The organism is Vogesella indigofera (genome assembly GCF_028548395.1).
Taxonomy (GTDB): Bacteria; Pseudomonadota; Gammaproteobacteria; order Burkholderiales; family Chromobacteriaceae; genus Vogesella; species Vogesella indigofera_A.
Genome location: NZ_JAQQLA010000004.1, coordinates 752,088 through 772,965 on the forward strand (window position 1 = coordinate 752,088; position 20,878 = coordinate 772,965).

Sequence of the window (20,878 nt, forward strand, 5' to 3'; positions counted from 1 at the left end):
ACAACACAAGGTTGGCCGCAACGCTGCGGCCAACCTTTTTTCATGGCCGCCACCCGCGAGTGCCGCTGACGCCGGCACCGCCGCGCCCCTTCCCCACCCCGCGGCGGACGCGCTATGCTGGCGGCTTATCCTGACACCCCGACCCGCCGTATGAGCCGCCTGCATCTGACCCCGGATCACGCCCGCGCGCTGCACCTGCACGCCCAGGGGCTGCTGACCCCGCCGCGCCGCAAGGCCAGCAAGGACGACGTGCTGGCCGCCATCCGCCGCATGGCGCTGCTGCAGATCGACACCATCAGCGTGGTGGCGCGCAGCCCCTACCTGGTGCTGTTCAGCCGCCTCGGCCACTACGACCCGGCGTGGCTGGACGCGCTGCTGGCCGAGGGCGCGCTGTTCGAATACTGGGCGCACGAGGCCTGTTTCGTGCCCGTCGAGGACTACCGCCTGCTGCGCCACCGCATGCTCGATCCGGCGGCGATGGGCTGGAAATTCTCGGTGGAATGGATGCAGAAGCACGGCGCCGAGATCGACGCGCTGGTCGAACACATCCGCGCCCGCGGCCCGGTACGCTCGCGCGACTTCGAGCGCCAGGGCGGCAAGGGCAACGGCTGGTGGGACTGGAAGCCGGAAAAACGCCATCTGGAAGTGCTGTTCAGCAGCGGCCGACTGATGGTGCGCGAGCGGCAGAATTTCCAGCGCGTCTATGATCTGGCCGAGCGGGTGCTGCCCGGCTGGGACGACGCCCGCGACCTGCCGACGCCGGAGGCGGCGCAACGCGACATGGTGCGCGCCAGCTGCCGCGCGCTGGGCATCGTCAAGACCGGCTGGGTCGCCGACTACTACCGCCTCAGGCGCGGCAAGTACGATGCGCTGCTGCACCGGCTGGCCGACGAGGGCGAGCTGCTGCCGGTGCGCGTCGAAGGTTGGCCGCACGAGGTCTTCGTGCACCACAGCCTGCGCGAGGCGGCGCAGGACGACAGCCTGCGCGCCACCGCCACCACGCTGCTGTCGCCGTTCGACCCGGTGGTGTGGGACCGTAAGCGCGCCAGCGAACTGTTCGGCTTCGACTACCGCATCGAATGCTACACCCCGGCCGCCCGCCGCCAGTTCGGCTACTTCGTGCTGCCCGTGCTCAGCCGCGGCCGCCTGGTCGGACGGCTGGACGCCAAGGCGCACCGCGCGCAGGGCGTGTTCGAGGTCAAGGCGCTGTATCTGGAAGCCGGCGTGCGTCCGACGCAGCGCCTGCGCGACGACCTGCTGCGCACGCTGCAACGCGCCGCCGACTGGCACGCCACGCCGACACTGGCCTTTACCCGTCACAGCGAGCGCTGGCTGCAGCCGCCATCGCCGGAAACTTGATCTGCCCGTTTTGCCTGTCGCCCGCCGCCGCGTAAGATGCGGCAACCACCACCCGAGGGGAAATCCGCATGTTCTTCCGCCACACCCGCGCTGCCTTGCAGCAAGCCCAAAGCGACAACACCGCCCTGCAACAGGAAAACCGGCACCTGCAGGCCCGCCTCGCCGCGCTGGAAGGCGAGCACGCCAGCCAGCGCACGCAGCTGGACACGCTGACGCGCGAACGCGCGATGCTGCAGGGGGTGTTCGCCAATATCGGCAGCTTCGGCAACTCGCTGGGCGGGGTGCAGCACTCGTTCCAGGGGCTGGCCGGCAGCCTCGGCCAGGAAAAGGACGCCGCGCACGCGATGGCGACGCAGGCCGACGGCAACCGCAACGATTTCCAGCTGATCGCCGGCAACCTGAAGACCATGTTCCAGCGCATCGAGCAGGCGTCCACCAACGTCGCCACCCTGCACCAGCAGGCGGAGCAGATCGGCGGCATCGTGCGCCTGATCAAGGACATCGCCGACCAGACCAACCTGCTGGCGCTGAACGCGGCGATCGAGGCCGCGCGCGCCGGTGAATCCGGGCGCGGCTTTGCCGTGGTCGCCGACGAGGTGCGCAAGCTGGCCGAGCGTACCGCCAAGGCCACCACCGAGATCGCCGGCCTGGTCGGCCTGATCCAGGCCGAAACCGAGAGCGCCAAGCACACCATGCAGCAGGGCGCCGACGACGCCAGCCGCTTCTCCGGCGACAGCGAACAGGCGATGCACAGCATGCAGCGGCTGTACGACCAGGCGCAGCACATGGAAGCGACCATCGCCGCCGCCGCGCAGCTGTCCGGCGTCGAACTGGCCAACCTGGAAGAGCTGGCGATGAAGCTGGAGGTGTACAAGGTGTTCATGGGCATCTCGGCGCTGCGCCCGGAACAGCTGCCGGACGAGACGCAATGCCGCCTCGGCCAGTGGTACTACGCCGGCGACGGCAAGGAGCGCTTCTCGCGCCTGCCCGGCTACGGCGCGCTGGAAAGCCCGCACCGCGAGGTACACCAGCACGCGCGGCGCGCGCTGGAGCTGTTCTACGCCGGCAACCCCGACGCCGCGCTGCACGAGCTGGCGGCGATGGAGCAGGCCAACGCCAGCGTGATGGGCGGGCTGGAACGCATGCTCAGCGAGCTGAAAACGACCGCCTGAAGCGCCACCATGGCATGAGCCGCGCCGCTGCGACGGCGTAGCCGCCAAGCTTGGCCGCAAGCGGCCGACTCCCGCGCACAGACAAAAAAACGGCAGCCCGCGGGCTGCCGTTGTGCTGCCGGGAAAGCGGCTCAGTAGTCGCCGCGCTGCGGCACCAGCACCGTGCGGTTGCCGTTGCTTTCCATCGCCGACACGATGCCGGCGGCTTCCATGTCCTCGATCAGGCGCGCGGCGCGGTTGTAGCCGATGCGCAGCTGGCGCTGCACCGAGGAAATCGACGCCTTGCGCGTGCGCAGCACGATCTCCACCGCCTCGTCGTACAGCGGGTCGCTCTCGCTGGCGGCGGCGGCGCGGCCCTTGGCGTCCGCCTGTTCGTCGTCGGCCACCGATTCGCCGGTCAGCAGGCCTTCCACGTAGTCCGGCTCGCCCCACTGCTTCAGGTCCTCGACGATGGCGTGCACCTCCTCGTCGGTGACGAAGGCGCCGTGCACGCGCTGCGGGTAGCCGGTGCCCGGCGGCAGGTACAGCATGTCGCCCTGACCCAGCAGGCTCTCGGCGCCCATCTGGTCGAGGATGGTGCGGCTGTCGATCTTGCTGGATACCTGGAAGGCGATGCGGGTCGGGATGTTGGCCTTGATCAGGCCGGTGATCACGTCCACGCTCGGCCGTTGCGTGGCGAGGATCAGGTGGATGCCGGCGGCACGCGCCTTCTGCGCCAGCCGCGCGATCAGCTCCTCGATCTTCTTGCCGGCCACCATCATCAGGTCGGCGAACTCGTCGACCACCACCACGATGAAGGGCAGCGTCGCCAGCGGCTCCGGCGTTTCCGGGGTCAGGCTGAACGGGTTGCTCAAACGTTGGCCGCGGGCCTCGGCGGCGCGCACCTTGTCGTTGTAGCCGGCCAGATTGCGCACGCCGAGGTGGCTCATCAGGCGGTAGCGTTTTTCCATTTCGCCCACGCACCAGTTCAGCGCGTTGGCGGCCAGCTTCATGTCGGTCACCACCGGCGCCAAGAGGTGCGGGATGTCGTTGTACACCGACAGCTCCAGCATCTTGGGGTCGATCATGATGAAGCGCACTTCGTCCGGCGTCGCCTTGTACAGCATGGACAGGATCATCGCGTTGACGCCCACCGACTTGCCGGAGCCGGTGGTGCCTGCCACCAACAGGTGCGGCGCCTTGGCCAGATCCATCACCACCGGCGCGCCGCTGATGTCCTGCCCCAGCGCCAGCGTCAGCTTGGACGCGGAGTGCTGGAACACCTCGGCGCTGAAGATTTCCGACAGGCGGATCATCTGCCGTTTCGGGTTCGGCAGCTCCAGCCCCATGCAGGTCTTGCCGGGAATGGTCTCCACCACGCGGATGGAAGCCACGCCCAGCGCGCGCGACAGATCCTTGGCCAGGTTCACCACCTGGCTGCCGCGCACACCGACCGCCGGTTCCACCTCGTAACGGGTGATCACCGGGCCGGCGTAGGCGTCGACCACCGCCACCTTGACCTTGAACTCGGCGCACTTTTCCTCGATCAGGATGCCGCGCTCGATCAGGTAGTCCTCGCTCTGCACCGCCTTGTCGCTTTCCGGCGGCCGCAGCAGGTCCAGCGACGGCAGGCAGGCGTCGCCGTACACCACCGGCACGCTATGCGGTCTGGCCGCCGTAGGGACGATGGCGGGCGCTGCGGCCAACGTTGTGGCGGTGTCGGGCTGCGGCGCAGCGCCAAGGTTGGCCGCAGGCGCCGGCTCGTCGATCAGCTGCCACACCAGGCCGACGGGGGCGGTCTCGCTAACGGCCGCCGGCGCGTCGTCGGCCAGCAGGTGCCAGACGATGTCGGCGCTGGCTGCGCTAGCTGCCGCCTCCACCATCTCCGCATCTTCCACCACCTCCGCATCTTCCACCTCTTCCGCATCCTCCGCGGCGGCGGTATCCGCCACGGCGGCAGCCTGATCCGTGTCCGTGCAGGTGTACGGGCCGGCAACAACGGTCTCAACATCCGTGTCCATGTCAGCGTCCGCATCTGGTGCCGGGCTGAGCGCGGCGAAGGCCTGTGCGTCCACGTAGTCCGGCATCGTGCTTGCGCCGGTCGGGGGCGGTGCCCACGCGGCCGTGCGGCTGGCCGGCGTGGCGGTTTCTACCGCCGCCGGCTCCTGCGGCGCACGACCGGTATCGTGTGCGACCGATGACAGCGCCGACTCAATGGCCGCAGCCGGCTGCGACCAGTGTGCGTGCTTGTCAGCGACCGCCGCATTGCCGTGATCGGCGGAAAGCAAAGCCGTGACTGCTGCCGGCCAGGCGGAGAGCGGCGGCGCGCTGTCGCTGTCGCTGTCGTCCGTCAGGCTGCCCTCAGCCGGTGCGCCGGCAGACACTGTCGCGACGGCGGCAACCGGCACCGCCAACGGTGCAGCGGCCGGTTCCGGGTTCGCCTCCGCCGGCGCACTGTGGTGCGCTGTGCCGTCGGCGATAGGGTCGTCGCTGGTCGGTGGCAGCGGCGTAGCAGCTGGCGCGACGGCGGGGGCAGCCGGCAGCACGGGCGGCTTCGACGCGGCCAGGCCGGGTGCCGCGGGCGGCGGGCTGTCGACACGGCCAGCGGGCGCAATGCTTGGTGCGGGCGATGCGGTGGCCGGCGTGGCACCGGCAAAGCGCGAGCCGGCGCCGAACAGCGCCTCGGCGTTGCGCTGCCGTGTCTGCTCGTCCGGACGGTGCGCGGGGGATGGCGCGCGCATCACCGGCGTCGGCTGCAGCACCACCACCGGTTTCGGCGGTGGCGGGGCCGCGTCGCGCTTGCCATGCAGCTGCTGCAGGCTGGCGCGCACCTCGTCGGGGTCGATCAGCGGCAGCGCACTGGCCTCGTCCTGCTGCTGCAGGCGGCGCTGGCGGCGTTCGCTGGCGGCCAGCTTCTGCCGCCGCTGCACGTCGCTCTGCAGATTGCGCTGTACTTCGGCCAGGCCGATCACCGGCAGCTTGTCATGCTGTGCGGCGGCCGCTGGCGCCGGCTTGCGGATGTAGCGCGGCACCGTCAGCGGCAGCTCGACCAGTGGCGGTGCGATTGGCGCGGCGGCCTGGGTGGTCACCGGACTGTCGGCGGCGGGCGGACTGACGACCGTCTGGCTGGTGTCGTCCCCCGCCTGCAGGCCGCTGCGCCGCGGCGGGCGCGGTGTGGCGCGCGGCGTCCATTGCAGCTCGGCCGGCGGCATGTCGGCGACCGGCAGATCGTCCAATGGCGGCATCTGCGCGGCGGCATCCTCGTCCGGCACCTCGGCGAACAGTTCATCCCAGCGCGCCTGCAACGGCGTGTTTTTCAGCTTGCCGCTGTTCAGCGCCCACAGCAGCAGCACGACAAACAACAGGGGTAAGGTCAGCAACCACAACATGGAGAAGTCCGCTTCCGTAACTGGTTTAGGCGCGCCGGCGGCGCGCAGGGGCAGAATTGTACACCTTGCGGCAGCGCTGCCGCGTGCGCCGGTTCAGCGCCCGTTCACGATCGGCGACGACTGGTCGGAACGGGGAGATACGGCGTTGAAAACGGCTGCGACATGCGGGTTGATATCGGCTTAAACGCCGCTTCCTCTGCCGTTTTCGTCTTGTCTCGCGTGAGCGCGCGAGATCGTGAACCCGCTGCTCAGTGCGCCGGGCCGGGCGACTGCTTGCGCTGCTGGCGCAGGGTGTGCGCGCCGGTGAGCAGCACCGCCAGCCAGATCGGGCCGTAGGTCAGCAGCCGGTCGGCGGACAGCGGCTCGCCGAGGAAGGTGATCGCCAGCAGGAACAGCAGCGCCGGCTCGACATAGCCCAGCAGCCCCCACAGCCCCATCGGCAGTAGGTGGCTGGCGGTGATGTTGAGCAGCAGCGCCACCGAGCTGATCAGGCCGAGACCGGCCAGCAGCGGCCAGAACAGCGGCTGCGCCAGCACGCCCCAGCCGGCCTCGCCCTGCAGGTAGAGCAGCAGTAGCGCCACCGGGAAGATCAGCATCATCTCCAGCGCGAAGCCGGACACCGGCTCCATCTTGCTGATGCGGCGCAGCACGAAATACGGCGGGTAGCCGAGCACCACCAGCAGCGTCGGCCAGGCGATGGCGCGCGTCAGCCACAGTTCGTGCAGCACGCCCAGCAACGCCAGCGCCACCGCGATGCACTGCAGCCGGTACATGCGCTCGCCGTACAGCACGCGGCCGACCAGCACCATCACCAGCGGTGTCAGGAAGTAACCCATCGACACCGCCACCGTCTGGCCGTTCAGCGGCGCCCACAGGAATACCCACAGCTGTACCGCGTTCAGCGCCGCCATCAGCGGCACCAGCGCCCACAGCGCCGGCTCGCGCACGAAGCGGCGCAGCAGCTCGGCCAGCGCCTGGCGCTTGCGGGTCAGGTGCACGATCAGCAGCACGCCGGGCAGCGTCCAGATCATGCGCCAGGCGAAGATGGCCAGCCCGTCCAGCGGCCGCAGCAGGGTGGTATAGCCGGACAGCACCGTAAACAGCAGCGAGGCGGCGAGCGAGAACGCGATTCCGCGTCCGGACGGGGCAACAGGGTGCGACATGACAAAACCGTTCGATGGATGGGGGTAGCCCGCTATCCTGCCCGTGCCGCAGCGCAGCAGCAAGCGCCGCTTGCGCCCAGCAACGCCAGCGCGGCCTTCATGCACTCAGAATACGGCTTTGCCCGCCGCGGTCGGCGCGGCGGAATCAGCCGGCCGCCAGCGGGGCCGCCGGCTGTAGCAGCGCCCGCAGGCGCGGCAGCACGAAATCGAGGAACACCTGGTATTTGCGCGGCAGCGGCTGGCGGTAGGGAAAGATCAGGAACACCGGCCAGTGGTCGCAGTGCCACTGCGGCAGCACCCGCTGCAGGCGGCCGGCGGCGACGTCCTCCGCCACCAGGAAATCCGGCAGCGCGGTGATGCCCAGCCCCGCGCACGCCAGCTGGTGGTTGACGAGGTAGGTCTCGCTGTACAGCAGCGGCGGCGGCATCGCCACCGTCACCATCTCGCTGCCGCGGTACAGCCGCTGCTGTGCCTGCTGCTCGTCGCCCAGCAGGCGGTGGCCGGCCAGCTCGTCCGGGTGTTGCGGCCAACCTTGTGCCGCCAGATACGCCGGCGCCGCGTACAGCGCCTCCTCTACCCAGCCTACCGAGCGCGCCACCAGCGACTCGTCGTACACCTTGCGCGAACGCAGGCAGAAGTCCAGCACGTCGGCCAGCGGGTCCTGCACCCGGTTGTTGACCTCCAGCCGCAGCTGCAGGCCGGGGTGCTGCTGCGCCAGCGCCACCAGCAGCGGTGCCAGCAGCGTCGACATCGACGAGGTAGTGCTGATGCTGATCGGCCCTTCCACCTCGCAGCTGGCGGTGTCCACCGCCGGCTGCATCTGCAGCAGGCTGTGTCGCAGTGCCTGCGCGTGCGGCAGCAGCCGCTGGCCGGCCTCGGTCAGCGCCAGCCGCCGCGTGGTGCGCAACACCAGCACCGCACCCAGCTGCCGCTCCAGCGCCTTCAGCCGCAGGCTGACCATGCTCTTGGTGCAGCCCAGTGCCGTCGCGGCGGCGGTCAGGCTGCCGCAACGGGCAACCGCTTCAAAGGCCAGCACGTCGTCTGGCGGTGGCATTGTTTTCATTTTCTCGACAAACCATCAAGTAATTGGCCATTTTTCTGTCGGTCGATGTCTTCTATGCTGCAAACACGATCAACCACTCAACAGTGAGGATGCCATGAACACGCTGCGTCGCCTACTTGCCTACTGGAGCAACCACTGGTCGCTGCTGCCGGAATACACGCTGGACTGCCACCAAACCCAGCTGGAAGACCTGCGCCACGAGGCCGAGCGCTATAGCCGTGGTCGCTGGTTCTAACCGCCGGCTGCGGCCACCACGAAAAAAGCCTCCCTGACGGGAGGCTTTGTCCTTGCTGGTCGCGGCGTGCTCAGCCACTGTTGCGCAGGCCGGCGGAGATGCCGTTGATGGTGAGGTGGATCGCGTACAGCGCCTCGGCATCGTCCGGTGCCTCGCGCAGGCGGCGCAGCAGCTCGACCTGCAGCAGGTTGAGCGCGTCCAGGTATGGCAACCGCGTGTCCAGGCTACGCGCCAGCGTCGGGTTGGTTTCCAGCAGTTTCTGCTGCCCGGTGATGGCGAAGAACGCCGCCAGCGTCTTGTCGTGTTCCGCCTGCAGGCGGCCGAACAGGCGGTCGGTCAGCGCGGCATCGCCGACCAGCGCCGCGTAACGGCGCGCGATCTCCAGGTCGGCCTTGGCCAGCACCTGTTCCATATTGGACAGCATCACCTGGAAGAACGGCGACGCCTGGTGCAGCGCGCGCAGCTGGGCGAGACCGCTGTCCTCGCCGTGGGCGTCGAGGAAGGCGTGCACCGCGGAGCCGAAGCCGTACCAGCCCGGCAGCATCACCCGCGACTGCGACCACGAGAACACCCACGGGATGGCGCGCAGGTCCTTGATGCTGGTGAGGCTCTTGCGCGACGCCGGGCGGCTGCCGATGTTGAGCTTGGCGATGGCGCCGATCGGCGTCGCCTCCATGAAGTACTGCATGAAGCCGTCGGATTCCACCAGCGCGCGGTAGGTCTTGAAGGCGTGGCCGGACAGCTCCGCCAGCACGCTCTCGTCGGTGGCGCCGCTGTCGCTGTGCGCCAGCGTCGATTCCAGCGCCGCCGCCACCAGTGCCTCCAGATTGCGGGTGGCGTTGTCCGGATCGGCGAACTTGGAGGTGATGATCTCGCCCTGCTCGGTGATGCGGATGCGGCCAACCACGGTGCCGGCCGGCTGCGCCATGATCGCCTCGTAGGACGGGCCGCCGCCGCGACCGACCGAGCCGCCGCGGCCGTGGAACAGGCGCATCTTGATGCCGGCGGCGTCGAACACGCGCACCAGGCGCTGCTCGGACTGGTACAGCTCCCACTGACTGGTGACGTAGCCGCCGTCCTTGTTGCTGTCCGAGTAGCCGAGCATCACTTCCTGCACCCCGCCGCGGCTCTTCAAGAGCTGCTGGTACCACGGCAGCGCGAACAGCTGCTGCATGATGCCGGCCGCCGCGTCCAGATCGGCGATGGTTTCGAACAGCGGCACCAGGTTGAGACTGATGCTCGGCGCGCCGCCGTGCAGCCGCAGCAGGCCGCTTTCCTTGGCCAGCAGCGCCAGCGCCAGGATGTCGGACACCGTGGCGCAGTTGGAGATGATGCACTGGCTGATGGCATCGACGCCGAACTCGGCCTGCACCTTGGCCGCCTCGCGGAAGATGGCCAGCTCCTTCTCGCTGTCGGCGCTGTAGCTCAGGAACGGCGAGTACAGCAGCCGCGGCGTGGCCAGTTCGCGCAGCAGCACGCGCACCCGCGCCGCCTCGTCCAGCGCCTCGTAGTGTTCCAGGTTGGCGTGGGCGAACAGCTCGCTGACCACGCCGGCGTGTTTCTCGGCGTGCTGGCGCAGGTCCAGCGGCATCAGGAAGAAGCCGAACACGTCCACCGCGCGTTTCAGCTTGCCCAGGCGGCCGTCGAGCAGCAGCGCGCTGCCGTGGGCGACCAGCGAATCGCTGAGCGCCTGCAGGTCGGCCAGCAACTCGGCGGTGTCGGCGTAAGGCTCGCCGGCGGTCCAGCGACCGCGCAGCGGCAGCCCCAGCCGGGCCGCCAGCGCCGACAGCCGGCCCTCGATGGTGGCCAGCGCCAGCCGGTACGGCTCTTCGCGACGGCTGATGGCGGTATCGGGCGACACGGCGGCCAAGGCCTGCACCGCGGCCGACACCTGCACGTGGCGCGACGACAGCGACAGCTCGCGATACAGCCCCGCCAGTTCGTAGAAGTAGTGCTTGAACGCCACCTCCGCCTGCCGCGTCACCGCGTGGCGCAGCACCGCGGCGTCGACATTGGGATTGCCGTCGCGATCGCCGCCGATCCAGCTGCCGACGCGCAGGAAGGACGGCACCTTGGCGTCCTCGCCCCACAGTTCGCGCACCTGCTTGCCAAGGCGCTCGTACAGCGCCGGAATGGCCTGGAAGAAGGACAGCGGGTGGTAGGCGACGCCGTTCTCGATCTCGTCGGCGACGGTCATCTTGAAGGAGCGGATTTCGGTGGTCTGCCACAGCGAGTGGATCACGCGCTGCAGCTTGGCTTCCAGCTCCTGCTCTTCTTCCGGGGTGATCTCCGGCGACGACAGCTGCGCCAGGAACTTGCGCACCGCGCGGTGGCCGTCGAGCACGCTCTGGCGCTGCACCTCGGTCGGGTGCGCGGTCAGCACCGCGCTGACGCTGGCTTCCTGCAGCGCGCGGTTGAGCTTGCCGAAGTCGACGCCCGCGTCATGGATGTGGCTCAGCGCCCGTGCCAGGCTGCCCTGCTGCGGCGCGCTGCCGGCACGCTGGTGCGCGCGTCGGCGGCGGGCGTGGTGCAGGTCTTCCGCGATGTTGAACAGCTGTGAATACAGGCCACAGGCGCGCACCAGCGCGGTGGTCGCCGCCGGGCTCAGCCGGCCGACCAGCGCGTCGGCGCTGCGGTCGTGCTGTTGCGCGCCGCTGGGGATGGCGCGGATTTCCGTCACCACCTCCTCGCCGGCCTGCTCGCGCAGCAGGTTTTCCAGCAAACGATCGAGCCGCGCGATGTCGGCGCGCAGCGGTAAGTCCTTGTCCAGTTCCGTCATACTCTGCTTTCCCTAATTGTTATGGTGATGCGAATGCTGCGAAGATAGCGCGATGAACCCGGCGCTGATCCTGTTACCCGATTTCCTGCTCATCCTGTCCGGCTTTGCCCTGCGCCGCAGCGGCATGCTGTCGCCGGCATTCTGGGCCGAGGCGGAAAAATTCGTCTACTTCATCCTGTTCCCGGCACTGCTGTTCCGCGCGCTGGCACGGGCCGAGCTGGACTTTGCCGCCAGCCTGCCGATGCTGGCCAGCGGCCTGCTGTTCACCGGCGCCGGCTTCCTGCTCGGCAATGCCGCCAAGCCGCTGTTCCGCTTGCCGCAGGCCTCGTTCGCCGCCGGCAACCAGGGCGCCTACCGTTTCAATACCTACGTCGCCTTCGCGGTAATGGGCAGCCTCGCCGGCACCCCCGGCATCGCGGTGATCGCGCTGCTGTGCGGCGTGATGGTGCCGGTGGTCAACCTGATGGCGGTGTGGCAGCTGTCGCAAACCAGCCAGCAGGGCATGCTGTACGAGCTGGCGCGCAACCCGATCATCTGGGGCATAGTCAGCGGCCTTGCGGCCAACGTGTCCGGCCTGCCGGTGCCGCAGCCGCTGTTCGCCGCCATCGACCACCTCGCCGCCGCCGCGCTGCCGCTGGGGCTGATCACCGTCGGCGCCGGGCTGCGCTTTACCGCGCTGGCCAGCCACTACGCGCCGCTGCTGTACTGGAACGGCATCAAGCTGTTGCTGCTGCCGCTGATCGCCGTCGCCACGGTGCAGCTGTTCGGGCTCTCCGGCGTCTACCGCCAGGCGACGCTGGTGATGAGCATGCTGCCGACCGCCACCTCCGCCTACATCCTCGCGGTGCGCATGAAGGGCGACGGCGAGCTGGCCGCCGCAGTGGTGACCACCTCGACGCTGGCGGCGATGCTGAGCCTGCCGCTGATGCTGAGCCTGCTGCACTAGCACGCCTTGTCGCGTGCTGGACCACAGCCCGCGCGCCGACAATCCATCCTGCCGCAAAACGCCGTCGCCGTGTAGTTAAACTACAAGTACTGTTGCAGCTACACACACTGCCTTGCATCAAGGTTGGCCGCAACGCTCGTGCTAAAATGCGCGCCATCTTTCCATTTGCCAGTGCAGGATCGCCGTCCATGAACAAACTCGTCATCGCCAGCCGCGAAAGCAAACTTGCCATGTGGCAGGCCGAACACATCAAAGCCCGCCTCGAGGCGCTGTACCCGGCGCTGACGGTGGAGATCCTCGGCATGACCACCCAGGGCGACCAGATCCTCGACAAGACACTGTCCAAGATCGGCGGCAAGGGCCTGTTCGTGAAGGAACTGGAGCTGGCGCTGCAGGAGGGCCGCGCCGACATCGCCGTGCACTCCATCAAGGATGTACCGATGAACCTGCCCGAGGGCTTCGCGCTGGCCGCCATCTGCGAGCGCGAAGACCCGCGCGACGCCTTCGTGTCCAACAACTACGCCAGCCTGCACGAGCTGCCGGCAGGCGCCGTGGTCGGCACCTCCAGCCTGCGCCGCGAATCGCAGATCCGCGCCCGCTTCCCGCACCTGACCATCAAGCCGCTGCGCGGCAACGTGCAGACCCGGCTGCGCAAGCTGGACGACGGCGAATTCGACGCCATCATCCTCGCCGCCGCCGGCCTCAAGCGCCTGGAGCTGGCCGAGCGCATCCGCGCCGAGCTGGCGCCGTCGGAGAGCCTGCCGGCGGTCGGTCAGGGCGCGCTGGGCATCGAGATCCGCGCTGACCGCGCCGACCTCATCGACCTGCTGGCGCCGCTGAACCACGCCGACACCCACGCCTGCGTGACCGCCGAACGTTCGCTGTCGCGCGTGCTGGGCGGCAGCTGCCAGATCCCGATCGGCGGCTTCGCCACCATCACCGACGACGTGATCACCCTCGGCGGTTTCGTCGCTCATCCGGACGGTTCGGTTATGCTCACCGCCAGCGCCAGCGCGCCGCGCGACTACGCCGATGCGCTCGGCCGCGCGGTGGCCAAGAAGCTGCTGGAGCAGGACGCCGGCCCGCTGATCGAGGCCGTGATCGCCGAACAGGCCGCCAAGTAAGATGCCGGCCACGCCGCGGCCCACGCTGCTGCCCACCCTGTTACTGGTCCGGCCACAGGCACAGGCGGCACAGCAGGCGCAGCGGCTGCAGGCCGCCGGCATCACGGCGCAGCCGTTCTGCGTCGAGGACACCGTCGCCGATGACGCCGCGCTGGCGGCACTGCCCGCCGCCGCGATGCAGGCCGACTGGCTGGTCTTCGTCAGCCCGTCCTGCATCGACCTGGCGTGGCCGCACCTCGCCGACCTGCCGCTTGCGGCCAACCTTGCCTGCGTCGGCCGCGCCAGCGCCGACAAGCTGGCCGTGCTCAGCGGCCGCGCGGTACTGCACCCGCCACACGGCAACGACAGCGACGCCTTGCTGACGCTGCCGCCGCTGCAACAGTTGGCCGGACAAACGGTACTGATTGTGCGTGGCGACGGCGGCCGGCCACAACTTGGGGAAACCCTCGCCCATCGCGGCGCACGGGTGCACTACGCGGAGGTCTATCGCCGCGTGCCGGTACAAGCCGACTGGGCACTGTTCGACCGCCTCGCCGCCGCCGGCCCGTCGCCGGCGCTGCTGATCACCTCCAGCCACAGCGCGCAGCAACTGTTCCACCAGGCCGGCGCCACGCGCCGGCGTGCGCTGCTGGCCTGCCGTTTCATCGCGCTGCACCCGCGCATTGCCGCCACCCTGCAGCAGCTGGGCGTGGTGCAGCCGCTACTGGCCGCCGACGAGCACGCGCTGTGCGCGCTGCTGACCGGCCCGCGTTAACCGCCGGGCCGCGCCGCTGGCAGCACCGGGACGGCGCGGTTACAATGCCACGGTTCTGTTAAGATTTGTTTCGCCGCCGCCGCGCCGCGAGACAGCACGGCAGGGCGCAATGATCCCGGCGCAGATGCCGCCATATTCGAGCAAACACGGCCACGCCTTTTGGCTGGGCCACACTCCGGTTCTCCGTCATCCATGAGCGAAGCCACTCCAGTTGAAAACGGCAGCAGCAAGCCAAACAAACCACCCGTCAACCTTGCGCTGATCGTTGCTGTCGTCGCGCTGGGCCTCACCGGCTGGCAGTACCTGGATACCCGCCAGCAATTGAACAAGGCGCAGCAGGCGCTGGCCGAACGGCTGGCCGACGCCGGAGGCAGCACCAAGGCGCTGCAGAACCAGGCCGAACTGACCCAGGCCAGCACCCGCGAGCTGCAAGCCAAGCTGGCGCTGGTCGAGGCCCGCGTCAACGAGTCCGCCGGCCAGTACGCCACCCTCAGCAGCATGTACCAAGAGCTGACCAAGGACCGCAGCGACTGGCTGCTGTCCGAAGTGGAGCACACCCTCGGCGTCGCCAGCCAGCAGCTGCAGCTGGCCGGCAATGTCAGTGGCGCGGTGTCGGCACTGGAAGTGGTGCAGACACGGCTGTCGCACTTCGACAATCCCGGCCTGATCGGCGTCAAGCGCGCGGTGGCCAAGGATCTGGAAACGCTGAAGGCGCTGCCCTACCTCGACACCGTCGGCCTGACCGTCAAGCTGGACACCCTGATGCTGGGCGCCGAGACGCTGCCGCTGGTGATCGACCATCATCGCCTCGGCGGCAAGCCGGTGGCGCAGCTCAACGTGGCCGCCGATGCGCCGTGGTGGTCGCGCCTGGCCGGCGAGCTGACGCAGAGCCTGGGCGACCTGGTGCGCATCCGCCGAATGGACAAGCCGGAGGCGCTGCTGCTGTCGCCGGAGCAGGCGTTCTTCCTGCGTGAAAACCTGAAAATGCGCCTACTGGACGCGCGTCTGGCGCTGATCCAGCGCGATGGTGCCACCTATCAGGCCGATCTCGCCGCCGCCGGCCAGTACGCCGCGCGCTACTTCGACCGCGACGCGCCGACCACCCGCCAGTGGCAGGCGGTGCTGTCCGAGCTGGCCGCGGTACGCCTGAGCGTAACGCTACCGGACCTGTCTGCCAGCCTGAAAGCCGTGCGCGAAGCGCAGGGCAACAAAGAGGAATAAAGCGTGAGATTCGTATTCTGGGTCGTCGGGCTGTTTGCCCTCGCGGTGCTGATTGGCCTTGCCTCCACCATCAACACCGGCTACGCCATCCTGTTCGTGCCGCCGTACCGCATGGAGGTATCGTTCAACTTCCTGATCCTCGCCATCGTGCTGCTGATCCTGGTCGCCTACGGCGTGCTGCGCCTGCTCGGCATTGCGGCCAACCTGCCGCACGAGGTGCGCACCTACCAGCGCCAGCGCAAGCTGAAGGCGTCGCGCCACGCGCTGCGCGAGGCGGCGATCGCGATGTTCGAAGGCCGCTTCCAGCGCGCCGAACGCGAGGCACTAAAGTCGATCGACGACGAGTATTCCGATGAAAACCGCGGCCTGGCGCTGATGATCGCCGCGCGCAGCGCCGCCAGCGTGCAGGATCCGGAACGCCGCGACGGCTATCTGGCACGGCTGGAAGACATGCCGGAACGCATCCAGCTGGCACGCCACATGCTCGAAGCGCAGATCCGCCTCGACGGCAAGCAGCCGCTGGAGGCGCTGGCCGCCGTCGAGCGCGCGCGCGCCATCTCCAGCAATCTGACCTCGGCGCTGCGGCTGGAGCTGAAGATCCGCCTGATGCTGAAGCAGCCGGAACACGTGCTGACGCTAACCGAGAAACTGCTGAAGGCCGACGCGCTGGAAGCGGAGCAGGCGCGCCGCTACCGCCTCGCCGCCTACCGCCAGCAGCTGGCCAGCTTCAGCAGCGAACGCGAGATCCGCGACTGGCTGAAACGCATCCCCGGGGTCGAGCGGCAGAACCCGGCGCTGGTCGCCGACATCGCCAACCAGTTGATCAAGCTCGACGCCTACGACATGGCGGCGGAGCTGATCGCCGGCGCGCTGTCCGACGACGAACAGGCGACGCCGGAGCTGGCGCGCGAGCTGGGCCTGCTGGCCGGCCACATCGACAGCCCGCGCCGGCTGACGCTGCTGCGCGACGCGGAAAACTGGCTGAAATCGCGGCCGCGCGACCACCTGCTGCTGCTGTCGCTGGGCCGCCTGGCACACGCCGAACAGCTGTGGGGCAAGGCGCAGAACTATCTGGAAGCCAGCCTGTCTATTCAGCCTACCCTGTGTGCGCACGCCGAACTGGCCAAGCTGCTACTGGCGATCGACAAGCCGGAAAAGGCCGAACGCCACTATCAGGACGCACTGAAAATCGCGCTGGAGAACGGCTGCTGATGAAACCCCTGGTCCGTAGCGTACTTGTCCTCGCCTGCAGTCTGTGGCTGGGCAGCGCGCTGGCTGACGCGCTGCTGATCGATGTGCGCAGCCCGGAAGAATACGCGCAGCGTCACCTGCCGGGTGCCACGCTGCTGCCGCTCGACCGCATCGGCAGCGAGATCCAGCAGCTGGCGCCGGACAAGGACACCCCGATCCAGCTGTACTGCCGCACGGGCAATCGCTCCGCGATGGCGCAGCAGCTGTTGCAACAGCTCGGCTACCGCCAGGTCAGCAATCTGGGCGGCATTGACGCCGCTGCCACCACCCTGCAGCTGACGCCCCAGCCCTGAAGCCCGGCCCCTGAATTACCGGCTCTGAACGGCAATAAACACCGCGGCCAACCTTGCTCAAGGTTGGCCGCAGTGCTTTGTGAGGGTGCTTATTTGGCCACGGACCGCAGCCAGGCCGGGCGACACTAGCCCGGCGCCGGATAGCCGAGCAGCGCCAGTTCCGCCGCCGTCAGCAGCCGCCACTGCCCCTCCGCCAGCTCGCCGAGCGGCAACTCGCCCATCGCGATGCGGTGCAGCTGCTCGACACGGTTGCCGGCGGCGGCGACCATGCGCTTCACCTGGTGGTACTTGCCCTGGGTGATGCTCATGTTGAAACGGTGTTCGTCCAGCTGCTCCACCAGCGTGGCGGCCAGCGGCGCGCTCTCGTCGTGCAGCAGCACCCCGTCGCGCAGCTGCTGCAGCAGTTGCGGCGTGATGGCGTGGCGGGTGGTGACCTGGTAGCACTTGGGGATAACCTTGCGCGGCGAGCTCAGGCTGTGGACAAACTGGCCGTCGGTGGAAAACAGCAGCAGCCCGGTGGTATCGACATCCAGCCGGCCGACGGCGGAGATGCCGAGATTGGCGAACTGCCACGGCAGCAGGCGGTAGACGCTGAGGTGGTGCTGCGGCTGGTGCGAGGTCTCATAGCCGGCCGGCTTGTGCAGCATCAGGTAGCACGGCAACGCCAGTACCGGCCACGACTCGCCATCGACGCACAGCGTGCGGATCGCCGCCGGCTCCACCGCCATGCGCCAGTCGGACGCGGGCACACCGTCCAGCTCGACCAGACCGTAGTCCACCAGCTCGCGGCAGGCCTTGCGCCCGCCAAAGCCCTGTTGTTGCAAGAATCGATACAGTTCCATAGCGCGCATTCTAGCATGCCGCCCCATTCCGGCCCGCCAGCCAGTGGCCCCGCCATGACGGATAAGTCCATCTTTCTGAACAGATAATTCTTTAAAATCAACGCGGCAGCTTACAGATACTGATTAAAAGCGTGGTACAATTACCGATTGCTTTTTTAAAAAATAACCGATCAGGATATTTGCCGCATGGCACCGCTGGACACCCCGACCCTCCTCACCGCCATTGCCCTGGTTTACGGCATTGGCGGGGTGATGGTGTACGCGGGGCGTGACCGGCTCACCGGCCGCGGCATCGAGGCGTTCTGGCTCGGCGGCTCGCTGCTGATGGCGGCGCTGATGCTGTACTTCGCCTTCCCGCCCGCCATCCTGCCGGCCGGCGGCATCACCGCCTGGCTGCTGCCCAGCGCGCTACTCACCGGTCTGAAGAACGAGCTGCTCGGTCAGGCGGTGGCACGGCTGACCGAAAGCCGCCGCCGGTGGTGGCACGGCGCAGCGGCCTCGGCGGCGCAGACCGCGCTGCTGCTCGGCGGCGTTTTCCTGCTGCCGCAGGCCGCGCCGCGCCAGGCGCTGTTCCTGCTGGTCAGCAGCTGGTTCTTCGCCGGCATCGCCCACCAGCTGCTGCACAAGCGTCGCAAGCGCGGCCCGGCGGCGCTGGTACTGGGCAGTGCCAGCGCGCTGTTCTGCCTCTACCTGCTGGCCTATGCCACCAGCGCCGGCCAGCCGGACGTGCCGCCACTGTTCAGCCGCCCGGCGCTGCTGGTGCTGACCCTGCTCAGCGCGGTGATGCTGCAGCTTGGTTTCATCCAGGTGCAGCGCGAGCTGCAATACCGCCAGCTGAGCAAGCTGGCTGCGCTCGACCCGCTGACCGGCATTTTCAACCGCCGCACCTTCTTCGATCTGGCGCTGCGCCAGTACGCACTGCACGGCCGCCAGCAGCGCTCGCTGGCGCTGCTGATGATCGACCTCGATCACTTCAAGAACATCAACGACACCTACGGCCACCGCAAGGGCGACCAGGCGCTGCGCGCGGTGGCCGACCACATCGCCGACGAGGTACGCCAGGGCGACATCTTCGCCCGCATCGGCGGCGAGGAATTCTGCCTGCTGCTGCCGGACACCGACGCCGCCGGCGCGCGCCAGGTTGCCGACAAGCTGTGCCGCGCGCTGAACGACATCCTGCTCAACCCCACCGACCCGGCGACGCAGCTGACCGCCAGCATCGGCGTCGCCAGCTGCACGCCGCAGCCCGGCGCTAGCTGGAACCAGCTGTTCGACAGCGCCGACCGCCGCCTGTATCTGGCCAAGTCCGGCGGCCGCAACCGCGTGGTCGACAGCGACAGCTCCGCCTCAGGCTAAAGACGGCAACACATCCCATGCGGCCTGCTGTACTCCGATGCCGCTGGCCACTGACGGCAACCACAGACGGCAACCACACCTTCCGGCACGATCAGCCCGCATAGCCGCGCCAGACCGCATGTCGCACCCCGCGCCGCCACCTAGAACGACGGCGCCGGTAACACCCCGCGCCCTGCCCGACAGCGCCCTCCCTTACGCCATCGCAGCGGACGGCGCTCACGCCGCACCGGCGGCGATCTCACCCTAGGTAAGACGCAAGGTTTCCATAGCCGGCTGCGGTCAACCTTTGCCACGGCTTAGGTACCAGCACGCATTGCCGCAACGCCAGCACCAGCCAATTGCGCCGCGCACCACCGACTCCCGGGCATTGGCGGCCGCGTCACCGCACTACCCGGCCAATACCCAGCCCACAACCTCAGCCCAGCGCTGCGGCACAGCTCGCCAGCTCACAGCCTTAGCTGTCCACTACCACGCCGCCGACACAGATCCCTACGCTGCGGCGCCCCCCCCTGCGCCTACGTCCAGCCAGCCACCGCCACCAAGCCCGTACGGCAGCACCACGCTAATGCAATTTGCAACGTACTTAAATCATGTATTTCATAATTTTTATTACAAAATGGACAGACCGCGACTGTCGGACGGCGGAGGTCCTCCGGAAATGGCATTCCAAAACAATCTGTTCCGCACCCCGATTGCACATTCACAAAGCGGCCGCCATCCAGCACAATGTTTCGATCGGAACAAGGAGACACCATGAGTCACGTGCAGCTGGACATCGCCACCCTCGACGACTTGCCGCAGATCGTCGCCATCTACAACAGCACCATCGCCGGGCGCATGGTGACCGCCGATCTGGAACCGGTCAGCGTCGATAGCCGCTTGCCGTGGTTCCATGCCCACAACGCCGAACGCCGCCCGCTGTGGGTGGTGCGCGAACAGGGCGCCGTCATCGCCTGGATCAGCCTGTCCGATTTCTACGGCCGCCCCGCCTACAACGGCACCGCCGAGGTCAGCATCTACCTGGCGGAAAGCTGTCGCGGGCGCGGCATGGGCAGCCGCTTGCTGCAGCAGGTACTGGACATCGCGCCACAGTACGGCGTGGAAAACCTGCTCGGCTTCGTGTTCGGCCACAACCTGCCCAGCCTCGCGCTGTTCCAGCGCCACGGCTTTGCACAGTGGGCGCACTTCCCGCGCGTGGCGGTACTGGACGGCGTGCACCGCGACCTGATCATTTTCGGCAAGGCGCTGACCGGCGCCGGTCACGCAGCACCCGCAAGTCTCTGATAATGCAGTCGTTATAGCAGGAGCCAATGATGCTGACCCCCGACCAGATTTTTGCCTTTCTCGCCGCCGCCATGCTGATCACGCTGTCGCCGGGGCCGGACAACCTGATGGTGCTGAGCCTCGGCATCGCGCGCGGGCGGCGTCACGGCATGGTGTTCGGGCTGGGCTGCGCGCTGGGCTGCCTCAGCCACACCTTGCTGGCCGCGGCCGGCATCAGTGCGCTGCTGGCGGCGTCGGCCACCGCTTTCCTGGCGCTGAAGCTCGCCGGCGGGCTGTATCTGGTGTGGCTGGGGGTGCAGGCGCTGCGCAGTCACGGCCGGCAGTGGCAGGGCGGCGGCCAGAGCCAGCAGGACGGGCTGGCGGCGCTGTTCGGCAAGGGACTGCTGGCCAATGCCATCAACCCCAAGGTGGTGCTGTTCTTTCTCGCCTTCCTGCCGCAGTTCATCGTCGCCGACGGTGGCGCCATCGCCTGGCAGACGCTGCAGCTGGGGGTGCTGTTCACGCTACAGGCGGCGCTGCTGTTCGGCCTGCTCGGCTATTTTTCCGGCTACGCCGGGCAATGGCTGATGACCACGCCGCGCCGCAGCATGTGGCTGGACCGCATCGCCGGCGCCGTATTCGTCGCGCTCGGGCTGCGCCTGATCTTCAGCCGCTGAGCGCAAAAACAA

17 protein-coding genes are annotated in these 20,878 nt (G+C 68.4%); 12 read left to right on the plus strand and 5 right to left on the minus strand.

Translation table 11 applies throughout. The features are described from left to right. Positions 1 to 150: 150 nt before the first annotated feature. Positions 151 to 1,359, plus strand: coding sequence for a winged helix-turn-helix domain-containing protein (locus tag PQU89_RS09300; RefSeq protein ID WP_272765568.1), 1,209 nt, complete (start codon positions 151 to 153; stop codon positions 1,357 to 1,359). A gap of 68 nt (positions 1,360 to 1,427) precedes the next feature. Then, positions 1,428 to 2,531, plus strand: coding sequence for a methyl-accepting chemotaxis protein (locus PQU89_RS09305; protein WP_272765569.1), 1,104 nt, complete (start codon positions 1,428 to 1,430; stop codon positions 2,529 to 2,531). A gap of 131 nt (positions 2,532 to 2,662) precedes the next feature. Here the strand turns inward: PQU89_RS09305 and PQU89_RS09310 are convergent, their stop codons facing one another. The 3 genes from PQU89_RS09310 to PQU89_RS09320 form a co-directional block, all read right to left on the minus strand. Further along, positions 2,663 to 5,899, minus strand: a complete 3,237-nt coding sequence (locus tag PQU89_RS09310) for a DNA translocase FtsK (protein ID WP_272765570.1) — start codon at positions 5,897 to 5,899, stop codon at positions 2,663 to 2,665. Between the two features lie 248 nt (positions 5,900 to 6,147). Further along, positions 6,148 to 7,062: an EamA family transporter RarD gene (rarD, locus tag PQU89_RS09315; protein ID WP_272765571.1), complete on the minus strand. Its 915-nt coding sequence runs from the start codon at positions 7,060 to 7,062 to the stop codon at positions 6,148 to 6,150. Positions 7,063 to 7,207: 145 nt separating this feature from the next. Then, positions 7,208 to 8,116, minus strand: a complete 909-nt coding sequence (locus tag PQU89_RS09320) for a LysR family transcriptional regulator (protein WP_272765572.1) — start codon at positions 8,114 to 8,116, stop codon at positions 7,208 to 7,210. Between the two features lie 103 nt (positions 8,117 to 8,219). Here PQU89_RS09320 and PQU89_RS09325 point away from each other — a divergent pair, with 103 nt between their 5' ends. Beyond that, positions 8,220 to 8,360 (plus strand): hypothetical protein, encoded by a 141-nt coding sequence (locus PQU89_RS09325; protein WP_189373217.1) that lies wholly within the window; start codon positions 8,220 to 8,222, stop codon positions 8,358 to 8,360. A 70-nt stretch (positions 8,361 to 8,430) separates the two neighbouring features. On the opposite strand, the gene ppc is transcribed toward PQU89_RS09325, so the two are convergent. Beyond that, positions 8,431 to 11,139, minus strand: coding sequence for a phosphoenolpyruvate carboxylase (ppc, locus tag PQU89_RS09330; protein ID WP_272765573.1), 2,709 nt, complete (start codon positions 11,137 to 11,139; stop codon positions 8,431 to 8,433). Positions 11,140 to 11,191: 52 nt separating this feature from the next. On the opposite strand from ppc, the gene PQU89_RS09335 reads away from it, so the two are divergent. The 6 genes from PQU89_RS09335 to PQU89_RS09360 all read left to right on the plus strand — a co-directional run bounded on the left by PQU89_RS09335 (position 11,192) and on the right by PQU89_RS09360 (position 16,728). Then, positions 11,192 to 12,085, plus strand: a complete 894-nt coding sequence (locus PQU89_RS09335) for an AEC family transporter (protein WP_272765574.1) — start codon at positions 11,192 to 11,194, stop codon at positions 12,083 to 12,085. 188 nt (positions 12,086 to 12,273) lie between these two features. Beyond that, a complete protein-coding gene (hemC, locus tag PQU89_RS09340) occupies positions 12,274 to 13,209 on the plus strand; it encodes a hydroxymethylbilane synthase (RefSeq protein ID WP_272765575.1) in 936 nt (311 codons plus the stop codon). 1 nt (position 13,210) lies between these two features. Then, positions 13,211 to 13,963 (plus strand): uroporphyrinogen-III synthase, encoded by a 753-nt coding sequence (locus PQU89_RS09345; protein ID WP_272765576.1) that lies wholly within the window; start codon positions 13,211 to 13,213, stop codon positions 13,961 to 13,963. Positions 13,964 to 14,155: 192 nt separating this feature from the next. Continuing rightward, complete coding sequence (locus tag PQU89_RS09350) at positions 14,156 to 15,184, plus strand: uroporphyrinogen-III C-methyltransferase (protein WP_272765577.1); 1,029 nt, start codon at positions 14,156 to 14,158, stop codon at positions 15,182 to 15,184. Positions 15,185 to 15,187: 3 nt separating this feature from the next. Further along, entirely contained in the window at positions 15,188 to 16,396 is a 1,209-nt protein-coding gene (locus PQU89_RS09355; protein ID WP_272765578.1) for a heme biosynthesis HemY N-terminal domain-containing protein, read from the plus strand. Beyond that, positions 16,396 to 16,728, plus strand: a complete 333-nt coding sequence (locus tag PQU89_RS09360) for a rhodanese-like domain-containing protein (protein ID WP_272765579.1) — start codon at positions 16,396 to 16,398, stop codon at positions 16,726 to 16,728. The genes PQU89_RS09355 and PQU89_RS09360 overlap by 1 nt, the downstream gene beginning before the upstream one ends. Positions 16,729 to 16,853: 125 nt before the next feature. Here the strand turns inward: PQU89_RS09360 and PQU89_RS09365 are convergent, their stop codons facing one another. After that, complete coding sequence (locus PQU89_RS09365) at positions 16,854 to 17,570, minus strand: pseudouridine synthase (protein WP_272765580.1); 717 nt, start codon at positions 17,568 to 17,570, stop codon at positions 16,854 to 16,856. A gap of 186 nt (positions 17,571 to 17,756) precedes the next feature. Between PQU89_RS09365 and PQU89_RS09370 the strand changes: the two genes are divergently transcribed. The 3 genes from PQU89_RS09370 to PQU89_RS09380 all read left to right on the plus strand — a co-directional run bounded on the left by PQU89_RS09370 (position 17,757) and on the right by PQU89_RS09380 (position 20,866). Further along, complete coding sequence (locus PQU89_RS09370) at positions 17,757 to 18,926, plus strand: GGDEF domain-containing protein (protein ID WP_272765581.1); 1,170 nt, start codon at positions 17,757 to 17,759, stop codon at positions 18,924 to 18,926. A 753-nt stretch (positions 18,927 to 19,679) separates the two neighbouring features. Continuing rightward, positions 19,680 to 20,210, plus strand: a complete 531-nt coding sequence (locus PQU89_RS09375) for a GNAT family N-acetyltransferase (protein WP_272765582.1) — start codon at positions 19,680 to 19,682, stop codon at positions 20,208 to 20,210. Between the two features lie 29 nt (positions 20,211 to 20,239). Then, positions 20,240 to 20,866 (plus strand): LysE family translocator, encoded by a 627-nt coding sequence (locus PQU89_RS09380; RefSeq protein WP_272765583.1) that lies wholly within the window; start codon positions 20,240 to 20,242, stop codon positions 20,864 to 20,866. Positions 20,867 to 20,878: the final 12 nt, after the last annotated feature.